The organism is Halostagnicola bangensis (assembly GCF_054653435.1).
The window spans coordinates 2,220,058-2,234,601 of sequence record NZ_BAAIGG010000002.1 but is presented as its reverse complement, the minus strand read 5'-3'; the positions used below and the strand labels follow the sequence as shown (position 1 = coordinate 2,234,601).

The following is a 14,544-nucleotide window of genomic DNA, read 5'->3' as shown; positions in this document are numbered from 1 at the left end:
AGCGGCCCGGCTCTCGAGGACCGAAACCGGTCCGATATTCCGATAGTCGGCGACTTACATGCTCTCATGTCGAAGCGTCACGTATGGAACGACGCGCTATTTCTGCGACCGACGGTGTCATCTACGATTTCACGCCAGACCTCGAGGGGATCCACAGCGTCGACGACGACGCCGCGCTCACGATCGAGACGCTCGACAGCCTCGAGGGAGCGGTCCAGTCCGAGGACGACGTGATCGAATCAATCCCCGAGGAGGTAAACGCCGCAACGGGACCGATCGAAGTCGAAGCGGCTTCGCCCGGAGACGTCCTCGCCGTCGAAATCGAGGAGATCCGAATCGCCGAGGACGCGGGCCGCGTGATCACGATCGAGGGGTTCGGCCTGCTCAACGACGACGAGGAGATCGAGGCCCCGCGATCGAAGATGACGCCCCTCGAGGAGTCGGGAACGGCGATCACCTTCGAGGGCCTCGAGATCCCCGTCGATCCCGTCATCGGAACGATCGGCGTCGCCCCCGCCGAGGGATCCTACGACACGCTCGTCCCCCACGACCACGGCGGGAACCTGGATACGACGGACGTAACGGCCGGCAACACGATCTACTTCCCGGTGTTCCAAGAGGGCGCGATGCTCGCGATGGGCGACTGCAAAATCGCGATGGCCGACGGTGAGATGTGTGGCACCGGCGCGGAGGTCGCCACCGAAATCGACGTCTCGCTCGAGGTGATCGAAGAGCCCGAATTCGATCTCGAGCGGCCACTGATCGAAACGTCCGACGCCTGGAAACCCATTGCCAGCGCGGAGTCGATGCTCGAGGCCTGCGAGATCGCGAACAAGGATGCCGTGGAACTGCTCGCAGCCGAACACGGGTTCGACGCCACCGAGGCCCACATGCTCTCCAGTCTCGTCGGCGGCCTCGAGATCAGCCAGGTCGTCGACCCGCTCGTGACGGTTCGGAACGCGATTCCGAAGGCGTACCTCTCGGATCCGTTCGATCTTAAGTAACGGAGCGAGGGTTCGATCGGGCAGGTTCTGACGTCTCTTCTGCGAACCACTTGCGTATAGCTTCGTACCGAACTACATTTCGCTCCCAGAAAGCCTCCGACCCGCTTGAGTCGGCCGGCGAGACGCGCTGCTCACGGTGGTTATCAACCGTCAGCGGCCGAAAAAACGAACTCCCGGAGGAGCTTTCCGGCCAGGGCCGCCGCCTGCCCGTCGTCGCGGTCGTTGACCTCGACCACGTCGAACCCGCTCGCCGCGGGCCCAACGGTTCGGACCACCGATCGGAGTTCCCGTGGCTCGAGGCCGAACGGCTCCATCGTCCCCGTCCCCGGCGCGTAGGCGGGATCGGCACTATCGATGTCGACGCTCAGGTACGCATCCCGCCCGTCGAGCGTCGACTCGAGGGGTGGAGCGACTCCCTCGTCGCCCGAGCCGGGTCGCTCGAGCGCTTCAGGTCGAATCACGGTCACGTCGTCGGCTTCCGCCCGCTCCCACTCCTCTTCGCTTCCGGTTCTGGCACCGATAATTATCGCTTCCTCGACCGAATCGACGCTCTCGAGGATGTGCCGTGTCACGCAGGCGTGAGAGAGTTCGTTGCCGTCGTACTCCTCGCGCAGATCGAGGTGGGCGTCGAGACAGACGAACACCTCGGGTTCGACGGCACGGGCTCCCGCCAGCGAGACGGTGTGTTCGCCGCCGAGTACGAGCGGAACGGCGTCGTCCCAGACGACCTCCCGAATCGAACTCTCGAGGAACTCGAGGTATTCTGGGACCTCGTCCCAGGCGCGAACGTCGCCGTCGTCGAAGACGCGGAGCTCGGAAAAATGTTGGTTGGTCCGATTGTCGTAATCGTCGTAACTTTCGGAAAACGTTCGAATGCGACGGGGACCGAATCGGGTCCCCGGCTGAAAGGTCGTCGAGGCGTCCAGGGGCGCGCCGACGACCACGAAGTCCGCGTCGGGCGCTCCGTCTGGCCCGTGCGTGTCGGCTCGTCGGTAGTCGGCCGCCCCGGGAAACATTAGACGATCTTTCGCTCGTCTTCCATCTCGAGGTATTCGATGTTCTCGTCGGGCGAGACGTCCTGTTCCTCGGGGACGCGCATCGTGATGGTTTCGTAGGTTTCTAAGTCCATTACCTGCATATCGTTGCCGTCGACGGAAACGATCTGTCCCTGCTTTCGCTCGATGATCGGGACCCAGATCTTCGCGTCGACGGGCTGGGAGAGCGATCGCTTCTTCCCGTCGAAGACCCCCTCGGCCTCGATACGGGCCTTGGCGCTGCCGTGTTTACCGGGCTTTGCCGTGCTGTAGGAGTTGATGTTACACGCCACGTCGTCAATGACGACATAGCTACCTTCCTGGAGATCACGAACTTCTTGCTGCTTTTTCGCCATACGCCGGGATAATCAACCGAACGGCATAAACCGTTTGGATCGGCGGAGCACCCTGTCAGCGGTTCTGACGGGAAGTGATTTCTGCTGCGGAGACAGTTCGACGAAACGACTTTGCAAACTCCGGTCGATCTCGCGTCTATGGACGTGATCGGACCACTGGTTGCGCTCGCCATCACGATACTTCTGCTGACACTATTCTGGCGACGGCGCGACGCCTCGAGTACCGGCGGTTCGACGGATGTCAGCAAAACCAATCGGCTCGCTCACCAACTCGAGAACGCCCTCAAGGCCGACCACCCCGAAACCCGAACGCACCTCGAGTCGCCGCCGACGGTTCGGGACCTCTCCGTCGTCGACGCGGGGGAGGAGGGCGAGCCGGTCTCCGTTCCGACCGTTCGGATCGATTTCGGAACGGTCGACGCGCCGAAACTGAATTTCGTCTTCGAGTACGTCGCGAGCGTCCTCGAGACGATCCATCCGATACTCGAGAACGAGGAGGTCCGCGTTCGTCGATACGACGTCCAGTTTACGTTCGGTCCGGATGGCTTGCTCGTCTCCGGCGAGTGCCGAGAGGTGTCAGTTCCACCGTCGATGGCGACGCGGTTACTCGAGGAGGACGGCTATCGAGCGCTCGAACTCCGGCGGGATGTCGAACGCGGCGACGACGGCACCGATCGCCACGGAGAGAACGACGGCTCGAAACCGGTGTTGTGGGAAGAATGCTAACGTTCGACGACTCACCACCCGAACCCGGTCCCCTCGCTCGGAATCTCGAGCGGACTCGCCGGCAACTGGTCTGCAATTTCGGGGACGTTGTACGCCCGCGGCGCGACATCGTTGGGCGTCTCCGGGTAGAACAACGAGGCTAGCGTCTGTATCTGCGTTCGGCCGACGCCGAGTTCGAACTGCCCGCCGCCGTACATCCGAATCTCCCGATCCTCGCAGAACGCGATCGTCTCGAGTACGGACTCGAGCGAGCCGAACCGTGAGGGCTTGATGTTGAGCCAATCTGGTTCCCACGGGAGGGCCTCGACGTCCTCGAGGCCGTGAATCGGGGCGTCCCAGGAGACTCGAGACCGGACAGCCGGATCCGCGAAGATGCCGTCGGTCTCCTCGGTCAGTGCGGGGTCCTCGATCACCGCATCGGGGAACGCCTCGAGAACGCGTCGGTATAGCTCCGGATCCGCGGGTACGTCGACGTCGGTTCCCTCGTACTGTCCCTTCAGATCCAGGATCCGGACCGGGACCGTCTCTGCGACCGCCTCCACGACCGCATCGTCCCACTCCGGCGTCGGATCGAGTTTGAACTCGACGCCCGGAACGCGCTCTCGCAGTTTCTCGAGTCGGTCCGTCGACGGCGGATCGCCGAGTCTGGTGCTCGTGACGAATCGAACCGGATCGAACGATCGCCCGAGTGCGCTCGCCAGATCCGTCTTCGCTTGTCGGAGCCCGAGATCGAGCGCGGCGCTCTCGAGGCCCCACTGTCGGTAGTTTCGAAACTCCTCGCGGTCGGGAGCCCCCGCGGGGAAGAGATCAACGTCGGCGAGTCGCGCCGAAAACGAATCGATCGTGTACTCCCCGGAAAGGGCTGGCAGTTCCGCGTCGGCCAGCGCGCGGTGTTCCTCAGTTTCGTAGGTGACGTCTTCACCCTCTCCCGTACGAACCTGCCCGTTCTCGCCGGGCCCCGACAGCGAGAACAGCGTCGTCACGCGGGCGAAGTCACTCGTGGTATCGGCCTCGAGTTGACTCGTCGAAACCGATTCGATGGTGACCGGAAGGTCGGCGATTCGTTCGTAGCCCATAGACCCTACGTTGGGTCCCAACGAGTTATCGGTTTACCCCGATCGCCTCTCGAGCGGGTCGGTACGGAGTCCCAACCGACTGTCGAACCACCGGACGCAATCTCACGCTACGGGGTCCAGTTCTCGCGCCACAGGAGCCAGTTCTCGCGCTACAGGGGATTTCTCTCGCCACGGGGTCAATATAGGGTCTTTCATAATTCTCTCCCGACGTAGATACTCCATCGCCGGTTTCATCCCCCGAACCTCGTTCTCTGCTCAGGCGGGCTAAAAATAGGTACGAACGTCCCTATCAGTCGTCGCGCTGGCGCTGGCGAAGCCGCTTCTGTGCGAACTGCGGCTCCGCTCTGAGGCCGCGTCGCTTTCGGAAGGACCGATACAGTTGGACCGACATGGCCGCCGCGAAGACCACGGCAACGACCGACGCCTCCGGCGCATCCAGCGCGTAGAGGACCCCCATCGAAAAGAGCGACATCGTGAGCAACATCCCGTAGATGAGGCGTTTTGCCAGTGCGGCGAAGACGTCCTTTTCGTCCTCGACGCCGATTCGGACGTAGAGGTCGTCCCGCTCGAGACGGTCCAGCGTCCGCTCGACTTTCGGTGCCATCCGCGTCAGGGACTCGCCCGAGCGCCTGATCTGTTGGCCGGATTCGGCGAGGTACTTGCGGATCGACTCCTCGCGGTAGCCCTCTTCGGTGAGGTAGTCCGTCGCCGTCGAGATAAAGTCGAACTCGGAATCGAGGGTGAGACAGACCCCCTCGACGACCGTCGCCACTCGGAGGACGAGCGCGAGGTTTTTCGGCAGTCGGAACGGGAACTCGTAGATCGAATCCTCGATCTGGCCGACGATCTGCTGGACGCGATACTGTTCGACGGCCTCCCCGCGAGCGTTCTGGATCGCGAGTTCCATCACGTCGGCCATCACCGCGCGGTCAGCATCCGGACTCAGGGTTCCGATTTCGATCAGCGCGTCGAGTATCGCGTCGATATCCTGATTCGCGACCGCGATATAGAACTCGACGATCTTCTCCTGGACGAACTCGTCGACCTGGCCCGACATCCCGAAGTCGTAGAAGACGACCCGTCCGTCGTCGGTCACCGCCAGATTCCCCGGATGCGGGTCGGCGTGGAACACACCGTCGTCGATGATCATCTTGAGGTAGGCCCGCTGAAGGGTCTCCGCGACCTCGCTTCGATCGATTCCCTTCCGATCGAGTTCCTCGACATCGTTGATCTTCGTTCCCTCGACGTGTTCCATCGTGAGCACGCGCGATCCGGAGTGGCTCTCGAGCACCGCGGGCATTCGGATCTCCTCGTCGTCCGCGAAGTTCGACTTGATCTCGGTCAGCATCCGCGCCTCGCGTTCGTAGTCCATCTCCTCGCGAATCGTCTTCGAGAACTCCTCGGCTAAGTTCTCGAGAGAAAAGGATCGGGAGTCATCGACGAAGTACAACAAGAACGGCATCGACCACCGGATCACCCGAAGGTCCGCCTCGACGAGTTCCTCGATTCCGGGGCGGCGAATCTTCACCGCGACGTCCGTGTCGTCAGCCTTGGCGCGGTAGACCTGCCCCAAACTCGCGCCGCTGATCGGGTCGGTGTCGAACTCCTCGTATCGCTCGTCGAGCGGCCCCAACTCCTCCTCGAGAACGACCTTCGCCTCGTCCCAGTCGGCCGGCGGGACCTCGTCCTGTAACGCCGAGAGGACGTCGATGTACTCCGGCGGAAGGACGTCTGGACGGGTCGACAACAGTTGCCCGAGTTTGATGAACGTCGGCCCGAGGGTTAGTAGCGACTCGAGCAAGACCTCCGCTCGGTGCCGGTGAGTTTCCGGATCGATTCGTCTCGAGCGACCGAACAGGAAGAACCGCCGCCGGTCGCGAGCGTAGGCGACCAACAGCGGAAGGAACTGCCACGCGACGACGACGAACCGTCGGTACGCGCGGAGAGTCGACAGATCAACCCACCTCGCGTTAGACGTCCTCCCCGGCGACGACATCGATCGTCGTTTCGTCCGCCGCCGCTCGCTTGGGCAGGGTCAACTCGAGGACGCCGCGCTCGACGGTTGCGGCCGCGCCGGTGTCGGTCGCATCCGTCGGCATGGGAAGCGTGATATCGAGAAACAGCGATCGGTTCTCCTCGACGTACCGGTACTCGTCGTCCATCGACTTCTCGCGGCTCGCGTCGATTACGATCTGGCCGCCGTCGACGGTCACCTGGAGGGTTTCGGCCGAGACGCCCGGCACGTCGAGAACGAGGAGATACGACTCGTCACTCTCGAGCAAATCGAAGAAGACGTCGTCGGAAAGGTCTCCCAGCGCCTCGCGGAGCGTAGACATGCCTACACGTTGGCACGCGGATACGAAAAAGCCCGCGGTCGCGGATGCTATCGGCGAGGCTCAGTCGCTCGTCTGTGCGCCGTGTTGTGACTCGACCGTCTGCTGTGATTCCGTCGTCTCCGGTGCGGTGTTTCGACTGGCCCAGACACCGCCTGCGGCGGCGACGCTCACGCCGAGGCCGCTCACGATCGAACTGACGATGAGACCGCCGAAGTCGATCGAGAGATCGGTCGCGACCGAGTAGAAAATCACGAACAGCAGTATACTCACGATAGTCCCGGCGAACACGGAAATCGCGCCGGCCAGATACGCCGTCTGGTCGTCCGTCTGGAGGTTCCAGCCGAGATAGACGCCGATGAAGACGGCGACTATCGCAGCAACGGTCGGGAGGTCAACGCCGGGGAACGTGAGTGCACCTGCCGTGTTCGAGTCTATAATCGGTTGATCGACGACGTCTCGAAGAATAACGGTGAGTCCCGCTCCGACGCCAGCGAACGCAAACAGGATCGTGACGAACTTCGTCCACTGCTTGACGATCGGTTGCTGTGCGAGGTCGACGATCGACTCGTCGCCGCCGCCGTTGGATGGTACCCCATCGTTCCCCGTGCTGTCCACCTGGTCGTCTGCATTGTTGGATTGTTCCATGTCTATCCAGTCGACAGTCAGGGGTTTTGAACGTTCTGGATTAATTGATATTTTATTCTATCTGGTGATTCGTAATTCCGATCAAAAATGGCGACGAGAAAAGCGCACAGAACCGGTATTGGACGTGTTCTATGAGAATAGGCCGATGTTATTCCGCATGCGTTACCTGACAGGTTCCCTCGTAACTGACTTCCTCGATGGAGTCGATCGCACCCGTTTCGCCACAGACCGGACAGTCCGGGTTCTGACGGATTTCGACCGTCTCGAAGGACATGTCCATCGCGTCGTACATCAGCAAGCGCCCCTCGAGAAGGTCGCCCTTCCCGAGGAGGTACTTGACGACCTCAGTCGCCTGAATGCAGCCGACGGTGCCGGGAAGAACACCGAGGACGCCGGTCGTCGCACAGTCCGGGACGGTGCCCGGTTCGGGCGCTTCGGGGAAGAGACAGCGGTAGCACGGACGCTCCTCGCTCGAGTCGATGCTGGCATCGGATTCATCGTTTGTGAACGTCGTGATCTGGCCCTCGAACCGGTAGATCGCGCCGTGTGACAGCGCCGTTCCGGTAAGCGCGCAGTAGTCGTTTAGCAGGTACCGAGTGGCGAAGTTGTCGCTTGCGTCCAGAACGATATCGTACCCATCGGCGATATCCTCGACCGTATCGGCCGTGAGCCGCGTTTCGTAGGTTTCCACGTCGATATCCGGATTGAGTGCGGTCACGTACGACGCCGCGCTCTCGACTTTCGGGATTCCCACGTCACCGTCGGCGTGGATAATCTGGCGTTGTAAGTTCGAGCGTTCGACGACGTCGTCGTCGACGATGCCCAGGTGCCCGACACCCGCGGCGGCGAGGTACTGAATCGCCGGCGAGCCTAACCCGCCGGCACCGACGACCAGCACGGATCCCTCGAGGAGCCGCTTTTGGCCCTCCGGGCCGACTTCGTCCATGATCACGTGTCTCGAGTATCGGTCGAGCTGGGTCGCATCGAGGCGAAGGTCGCTCATAGTCGACTATTGGGGAACCTCGAAGAAAAGTACGTGGGTCCGAGAAACTCGAGTTTTGCCGAAAGCAGTGATCGGTGTGTTCACCTGTTGAGGGTGACGAGAAAAGCCCGCATTGTGACAATGTTGCACGGAACCAATTGATTTAATACTCTGGTGTGCCATACCATGACTATGGCAACCTCACCCAGTGGTGCCGAAGACGACATGTTCGACCAGTTCCTTACGGACCGCGGCCACGATGTCAGCGAAGCAGGGTGGGAAAACACATATAACAAGAAACAGTGTCCCGAATGCGGCGGCATTCACGATACAGCAGCGACGAACTGTAGCGTCTGCGGGTGGGCCCCCCAGCTCTGAGGGCCTACCGGTATCCAGGCGACAATCCCCTTTTCCGCACGGTAGTGGCTTCATATCGACCGAGGAGCCACAATTGAACCCTGCCGACGGGAACCCATCGACTCACCGCAGCGAATTTCCGCTCCTAATTTCATTTTCTCCGATTGTTTTATCTATAAACAGTAGTAACAATTATATACGATAAATTTCTAACACGAATTGGAGATGCCCACCTGCCAGAACTGTCGATCGTTCGTCACAGAACGATACGCTCGAGTATTCACTCCGGAAGGGATTGACGAACCTCGAGTCTGTCCAAAGTGTCCCGACAAGATCCGTGACGGTGCCGAGATCAGGAACACGCGTTCGCCACGGAATTCCTGACGTACCCGAAATCGAACGCCTCGAACGGATTTTCTCGCCGACAATCCACGTGACTTATGGGTATTGCGCTCTTGAACAGGTACAATGAGTACCACGGAGACGAAGGTGACCCGGCTATTCGGCGGCCCGGGAAGCGGGAAGACGACAGCCCTCCTCGACCACGTTGAAGAAATTCTCGAGGCAGACGACGTGACGTTCCGAGATATCCTCGTCGTCTCGTACACGCGTGCAGCGGCACAGGAAGTTCGCGAGCGGCTCGCCGAACGACTCGACGAAAGCCCGCGAGCGCTACAGGGCAACGTCTGTACGATGCACGCCAAAGCCTACGATCTTCTGGATCTCTCTCGCGGCGACGTTATCGGCGAATCCGACAAGGAAGAGTTCTGCGACGACTTCGGCATTGAGTTCGAAGACGAGTACAGCGGTGCCGGCCGACGAACCGCACGTTCGACGACCATCGGGAACAAGGTCATCGCAACCAGTCAGTGGCTCCAGCGGACTCGCCGCGACGTTTCGGACTGGTACGACGTTCCCTTCCAGTGGGACGTCGAAGAGGTTCGGCTCCCGCCGGATATCGACCCGAACGCACAGGAAGGAAACAAGTACACGCCGACGTGGCCCTCCGACGACGACCGGATCGACGTTCCCGAGGTCATCCGCGCCTGGCGAAACTACAAAGGAACGGAAGAAAAAATCGGCTTCGCCGACATGTTAGAGCGTGTTAGACAGCGCTCGCTCGTGCCAAACGTCGACTACCTGGTCATCGACGAGTTTCAGGATATTACGACCCTGCAGTACGACGTCTATCAGGAGTGGAAACCCTACGTCGATCAGGTCCTGATCGCCGGGGACGACGACCAGGTCGTCTACTCCTGGCAGGGAGCGGACCCCGCGCTCTTGCTCGAGGAGGACGTCGACGACGACGTCATCCTGCCGAACTCCTACCGACTGCCGTCGAACGTTCTCAACGCGGTCAACCAGGAGATCAGACACATCGACCAGCGCCAGGACAAGGACCTCAAACCGCGCAAAGAGGGCGGGGCCGTCGAGGCCCACCGAAACGCCTCGATGCTCGACGTCGTCAGGCTCGTCCGCCAGACGCTCGTCGAGGGAGAGGGGACGATCATGGTGCTGTTCCGTGCGCGCTACCAGATGTTCCAGTTTATCGATGAGTTCATCACCGAAGGGGTCCCCTTCACCTCGCTAACCGACCAGCGGATGTGGACCGATCGACTCACGCAGTACGTCCGCGCGGTCGAAGCGATCGACAAGGGCGACGACGTCACCGGACTACAGGCCCGCCGGCTCGCAGACATGCTACAGGATTCTGCGTTCGGAACCAACGAGCGCGACGAGTTGTTCGACACAATCGACGACCGACAAGAAGAAGCCGGAATCGACGACCTCGAGGAGCTCATGATCCCCGCGGAGGTAATCGCCGATCACACGCCGTTCATGCCCGGCCCGGAATCGGCCTCGGACATGCTCCGGAAAGTGACGAACTTCCAGAAAAAGAGCGTCAAGTCGTACTTCGGTATCGGGACCTACCAGAAGATGGACACCGATCGCGTCCGCGTCGGAACGATCCACTCCGCGAAGGGCCGCGAAGCCGACCACGTCATCGTCGGAACGGACCTCACCGAGAAGGTCGTCGAGCAGATGGTCGCGACCATCGAGGACCGATCGACGGGAGACCTCAAGACCGAATCGGGCGGGATTACGGACATCCCCGGTTGCGAGGAGTTCACCAAGACGACCTCCCCGGTTCCTGTCCTCACCGATAACGAGCGACGCGTCTTCTACGTCGGGATGTCTCGCGCCCGAGAACGGCTGGTCTTGCTCGAGAATCTCGTCGACGGCGCGCCGACGCTCCCCGTCGACGTCCTGCTCAATAACCGACTGACCGACACGAGCCTGGAAGAACTCGTCGAGCAGGCCCAGGACCCGGACGTCGACGGATCCGAACCCGAGGTCGAAGCGGAAGCGCCGTGATCGGAGCGGAGCCCCCGACCGCACTGCTCGAGTTCGACCTATCCTCGCGTGACGCCGGCGCGTTCGTTCACGTCGGTTCCGCCCGAGTGCCAGCTATTCGATACTGTCTCACAGAATCCGATCCGGAAAGCCGTCCTTGGGGCCTCAATTCCGTCGAGACGATTCACGCTATCGGCTTCGACGGCTCGAGCTGGCACCACTCACAGGGTCAAAAAATCGGCAATGGGCAATCCGGATCCCATCCGGCCGACGACCTCGCAACCAGACTCGCCGACGAGAGCGTCTCCGGAACGGTACTGACGCCGGCGACGATTCCCCACGACGCCGCTCTCTACCTCGAGCAGGCCGGATTCGAACTCGCCTCGAGCGACGTGCTGAGTCGCGCCCGTCGGTCGAAATCCGACGACGAGCGCGTGCGGATCGAACGGGCACAGAAGGCGGCCGCGAGCGGAATGCAACGGGCGGCGACGGTTCTGGCCGAGACGGAGGTTGCCGACGACAGGACGCTCATTTTCGACGGCGACCAGCTCACGAGCGAGCGACTCCGAACCGCGATCGCTTCGTCGATCGCCGCGGCAGGCGCGCTTCCCGCGGGACTCACCGGAATCACGTCCGCGACGGGCGAGGAGTCGCTCCGAGCGGGCGAACCGATCGTCGCCGAACTCTCCCCTCGAGGGCTCGAGGGGTACCACGGCGGGCTGACTCGAACGTTCGTCGTCGAGAGCGACGGCGGCGGACACCGACGCGCCCACGTCGCGCTGACGCGGGCGTTTCGATCCGTCCGGTCGAAGCTGACCGACGCGACGCACTCGGTGACGGCCGTCGAAGCCGATCTCGAGGCCGAGATTCGTGCGTTCGGCTTTGGTGATGCCGATGGCATCGAAGCTCGAGTGACGGGTGTCGGCCTCGAGCCGCGAGAAGCGCCCACGGCCGCCGACGCCGACGTCGGACCGGAAACGGTGGTCCGAATCGAGGCGGCGGTTCGCGTCGACGAGGAACGGTCGGTTCGTCTCGCCGACATCCTCGTTCCCGGCGAACCCGCCCAGTGGCTCGAGTCGCCGTCTCGGTCGCTCGACCCCGCGGCCTACGACCGATTTTCGGTCGCGTGACGCTCGAGGAGACTCAGGTGAACGGTTCTGCTTACAGTTTTCGATCGAAAGTCCGACGCTTCGCGAGGTAGTACGCCAGCACGACAAATCCGATTGCGGGCATGAGCACGCCGACGTCGTACCGTTCCATCGGCTCGAGGTCGAACCGCCTCGAGTCGAAGTAGACGAACGCCGCGGCCGGGTACTGGATAGCGAGCGACCCGAGGAAGACGTAGAGGGCAAGATCCGACATACGAACGAATTTCTCCACGAAATACTGAAGCTTCCGGAAGATACCAGTTCACTCGGCACTCGAGACGGTTTCTGTCGGCAGAATCAGACTCGAAGCAAGCGTTCGGCCGCTCGAGTTCAGAACCGATCCAGCGAGAACATATCGATGTCGTGTTCGGTTTCGCCCTCGAGTGCGAGGTCCGCGAGCACCTCGCCGATCACGGTGGCGAACTTGAAGCCGTGGCCGGAGAAGCCGGCACCGACGGTGACCTGTGGGTGTTCTGTGAGCGTGTCGAGAACGAAATCGTCGTCCGGCGTGTTCGTGAACAGACACGTATTCAGCCGCATCGTCGGCCCAGCTCCCTCCGGGAAGTACTCCTCGGCGAACTCGCGAAGGAGGCGTTCGTCGGCCTGGGTCGGCTCGCGCTCGAAAGCGTCAGGCTTGACGTCGTTCTCCCGGTGATTGTACCGGCCGAACTTGAACCCGGGAACGCCGTGGACTGGGAAGCCGTAGTAGCGGCCCTCGGGCACTTCAAGGTTCCAGACGGGATGGTTCTGGGGTTCGAAGTAGGCCGGCGTTTCGGGCTGGAGCCACGCCAACACCTGCCGTTCGGGGACGGCGACGCCCTTGAGCTCGTCGACGAACTTCGAGGCCCACGCGCCGGCCGTAATGACGAGGTTGTCCGCCTCGTAGGTGGTGTGGTCTGTCGCGACCGTCACACCGCCGTCGTCAGTTGGTCGCCAGTCGACGACGCGCTCTCGAGCCCGGATCGTCGCCCCCTCACTGTGGGCCCGGTCGACGTGTGCGACGGTACACTGTTCGGGGACGAGAAACCCGCCGTCGGGCTGGTATACGGCTTCATATCCCTCGGGGAGTTGATAGCCCGGATAGCGCTCGGTGAGCTCCGCACTCGAGAGCACTTCATGTTCGAGGCCGTGGTTCTCGCAGGAACGTCTCGAGCCCTCGATCACGTCGCTCCCCGACGGACCGGCGTCGATCGAGCCCGTCTGGTACAATAACTGTCGATCGTGATCGTCCTCGAGGTCTCGCCAGAGGTCGTACGCCCGTCGGAGCAGCGGAACGTAAGTTGGGTCCTCGTAGTATGCGAGCCGGATAATGCGCGTGATACCGTGGGACGAACCGTACCCGTGCGGAACGTCGTAGCGCTCGAGTCCGAGCACGTCCACCCCCCGTTCGGCGAGGTGAGAAACCGTCGCGGCTCCCATCCCACCCACGCCGAGGACGATAACGTCGTACCGATCGGTCATGCACCAACCTATCACGTGGCGAACGAAAACGTTTCGTACTTATGGGCGTCGGTCACCCGTCCGTTGGGCCCGCATCCTGCTCGTCGCCGACAGTCTGTTGATCGTCCGCCGCACGTTCGCGCAAACGACGTTTCTGGCGACGTTCGCTCACGTGATCGAGGCCGTCGGCTAACTCCTCGCGAACCTCTCCTTCGAATCGGTCTACTTCCTCGAGGAACTCCGCCGAGAACTCTTCGACGAGTTCGAACGTCCACTGGTCGCTCACCGCTCCCGCCGGGAGATGCTGATTCTGGAGTTCGTCGGCCCATGACCCGTGCCCGGCCGTTCGAAGGTTGTCCTCCGCGGCGGCCATTCGATCCATCGCGTGGCCGAGTTCGTGATGAAAGGAGAGCAACGTTCCGTAGGCTCGGTGGACGTACTCGATCCCCAACTGCAGATCGTGAAGCGCCTCTAGTTCGGCGTCGCTCAACTCGAGGTCGTCGGCATCCGGACTCGAAGTCCCGTCTGAATCGGTCATCGTAGGCTTTCGACGACGAGACGCGGGAAAACAGTTTCAGGCGCGAGAGCAGGCCGACCCGCTTCGATCGGGAGAATACTGATGGCGATTGACGTGAATATCCGCGTATGAACGAACGGAACGAAGTATCGACGGCTTTCCCGGATCGGTATTTTCCGGATCGGTCGCCGACGTGGACGGAGGTCGGCCTCGCAGTCCTCGTCATCGTCGGCTTCGCTCCTCGAGTGCTCTTCGACTCGCTGTCGTGGCCGGCCGTGATCGTCGGGTTCGTCGGGTTCGCCGCGGCTATCGGGCCGGGGGCCAACACCGCCCTCGGAAGACGAATCGGGCAGTGGTTTCGGCGGATCGGCTTTGCCGGCCGCGCTACCGTCATTAGTCTATTCGCGGTCATCGTTGGGACGGCTCGAGTGGAGTCGATACCGAACGATCTACTCGCCGACGTCGGGGTCGGTGGCGTGTTCGCGTGCGTACTGTTTCTGGTCGTGTATATCGCCAGGGCCGGAGAGATATCCGGCTGGTGGACCGATCGGCGGTGAGCGCGCGAGTG

The 14,544-nt window shown here is 61.9% G+C and carries 17 protein-coding genes; 7 read left to right on the top strand and 10 right to left on the bottom strand.

Features of this window, described 5'->3' with window-relative positions:
- Positions 1–83 precede the first annotated feature (83 nt).
- Positions 84–1,004 carry an acetamidase/formamidase family protein gene (locus ACYQ14_RS12860; protein WP_459888787.1) on the top strand — a complete coding sequence of 307 codons (921 nt, stop codon included), beginning with the start codon at positions 84–86 and terminating at the stop codon, positions 1,002–1,004.
- 143 nt (positions 1,005–1,147) lie between these two features.
- Here ACYQ14_RS12860 and speB read toward each other — a convergent pair whose 3' ends face one another.
- Together speB and ACYQ14_RS12850 are read right to left on the bottom strand one after the other, a co-directional pair.
- Positions 1,148–2,020, bottom strand: a complete 873-nt coding sequence (speB, locus tag ACYQ14_RS12855; protein WP_459888785.1) for an agmatinase — start codon at positions 2,018–2,020, stop codon at positions 1,148–1,150.
- The gene (locus ACYQ14_RS12850; RefSeq protein ID WP_459888783.1) at positions 2,020–2,394 is read right to left on the bottom strand and encodes a translation initiation factor IF-5A; all 375 of its coding nucleotides are present in this window, start codon (positions 2,392–2,394) and stop codon (positions 2,020–2,022) included. The genes speB and ACYQ14_RS12850 overlap by 1 nt, the downstream gene beginning before the upstream one ends.
- Before the next feature lie 138 nt (positions 2,395–2,532).
- Between ACYQ14_RS12850 and ACYQ14_RS12845 the strand changes: the two genes are divergently transcribed.
- A complete protein-coding gene (locus ACYQ14_RS12845; RefSeq protein WP_459888781.1) occupies positions 2,533–3,120 on the top strand; it encodes a hypothetical protein in 588 nt (195 codons plus the stop codon).
- Between the two features lie 11 nt (positions 3,121–3,131).
- Here ACYQ14_RS12845 and ACYQ14_RS12840 read toward each other — a convergent pair whose 3' ends face one another.
- From ACYQ14_RS12840 to ubaA, 5 genes are all read right to left on the bottom strand, one after another.
- Positions 3,132–4,196 (bottom strand): enolase-like domain-containing protein, encoded by a 1,065-nt coding sequence (locus tag ACYQ14_RS12840; protein ID WP_459888780.1) that lies wholly within the window; start codon positions 4,194–4,196, stop codon positions 3,132–3,134.
- A 289-nt stretch (positions 4,197–4,485) separates the two neighbouring features.
- Positions 4,486–6,090, bottom strand: a complete 1,605-nt coding sequence (locus ACYQ14_RS12835) for an ABC1 kinase family protein (protein ID WP_459890068.1) — start codon at positions 6,088–6,090, stop codon at positions 4,486–4,488.
- Between the two features lie 76 nt (positions 6,091–6,166).
- On the bottom strand, positions 6,167–6,532 hold the full coding sequence (locus ACYQ14_RS12830; RefSeq protein WP_459888778.1) for an Hsp20/alpha crystallin family protein: 366 nt from the start codon (positions 6,530–6,532) through the stop codon (positions 6,167–6,169).
- Between the two features lie 60 nt (positions 6,533–6,592).
- On the bottom strand, positions 6,593–7,177 hold the full coding sequence (locus ACYQ14_RS12825) for a hypothetical protein (RefSeq protein ID WP_459888776.1): 585 nt from the start codon (positions 7,175–7,177) through the stop codon (positions 6,593–6,595).
- Between the two features lie 148 nt (positions 7,178–7,325).
- Positions 7,326–8,180 (bottom strand): SAMP-activating enzyme E1, encoded by an 855-nt coding sequence (gene ubaA / locus ACYQ14_RS12820; protein WP_459888774.1) that lies wholly within the window; start codon positions 8,178–8,180, stop codon positions 7,326–7,328.
- Positions 8,181–8,351: 171 nt separating this feature from the next.
- Between ubaA and ACYQ14_RS12815 the strand changes: the two genes are divergently transcribed.
- The 4 genes from ACYQ14_RS12815 to ACYQ14_RS12800 all read left to right on the top strand — a co-directional run bounded on the left by ACYQ14_RS12815 (position 8,352) and on the right by ACYQ14_RS12800 (position 12,001).
- Entirely contained in the window at positions 8,352–8,537 is a 186-nt protein-coding gene (locus tag ACYQ14_RS12815; protein WP_459888773.1) for an HVO_0416 family zinc finger protein, read from the top strand.
- Between the two features lie 204 nt (positions 8,538–8,741).
- Positions 8,742–8,900: a DUF7563 family protein gene (locus ACYQ14_RS12810; protein ID WP_459888772.1), complete on the top strand. Its 159-nt coding sequence runs from the start codon at positions 8,742–8,744 to the stop codon at positions 8,898–8,900.
- A gap of 84 nt (positions 8,901–8,984) precedes the next feature.
- Entirely contained in the window at positions 8,985–10,892 is a 1,908-nt protein-coding gene (locus ACYQ14_RS12805; protein WP_459888770.1) for a UvrD-helicase domain-containing protein, read from the top strand.
- Positions 10,889–12,001: a M24 family metallopeptidase gene (locus tag ACYQ14_RS12800; RefSeq protein ID WP_459888768.1), complete on the top strand. Its 1,113-nt coding sequence runs from the start codon at positions 10,889–10,891 to the stop codon at positions 11,999–12,001. The genes ACYQ14_RS12805 and ACYQ14_RS12800 overlap by 4 nt, the downstream gene beginning before the upstream one ends.
- A 31-nt stretch (positions 12,002–12,032) precedes the next feature.
- On the opposite strand, the gene ACYQ14_RS12795 is transcribed toward ACYQ14_RS12800, so the two are convergent.
- From ACYQ14_RS12795 to ACYQ14_RS12785, 3 genes are all read right to left on the bottom strand, one after another.
- A complete protein-coding gene (locus tag ACYQ14_RS12795; RefSeq protein ID WP_459888766.1) occupies positions 12,033–12,233 on the bottom strand; it encodes a hypothetical protein in 201 nt (66 codons plus the stop codon).
- Between the two features lie 116 nt (positions 12,234–12,349).
- The gene (solA, locus tag ACYQ14_RS12790; protein WP_459888765.1) at positions 12,350–13,480 is read right to left on the bottom strand and encodes an N-methyl-L-tryptophan oxidase; all 1,131 of its coding nucleotides are present in this window, start codon (positions 13,478–13,480) and stop codon (positions 12,350–12,352) included.
- 52 nt (positions 13,481–13,532) lie between these two features.
- Positions 13,533–13,997, bottom strand: coding sequence for a hypothetical protein (locus tag ACYQ14_RS12785; RefSeq protein ID WP_459888763.1), 465 nt, complete (start codon positions 13,995–13,997; stop codon positions 13,533–13,535).
- A gap of 107 nt (positions 13,998–14,104) precedes the next feature.
- On the opposite strand from ACYQ14_RS12785, the gene ACYQ14_RS12780 reads away from it, so the two are divergent.
- A complete protein-coding gene (locus ACYQ14_RS12780; protein ID WP_459888762.1) occupies positions 14,105–14,533 on the top strand; it encodes a hypothetical protein in 429 nt (142 codons plus the stop codon).
- The last annotated feature ends 11 nt before the right edge of the window (positions 14,534–14,544 follow it).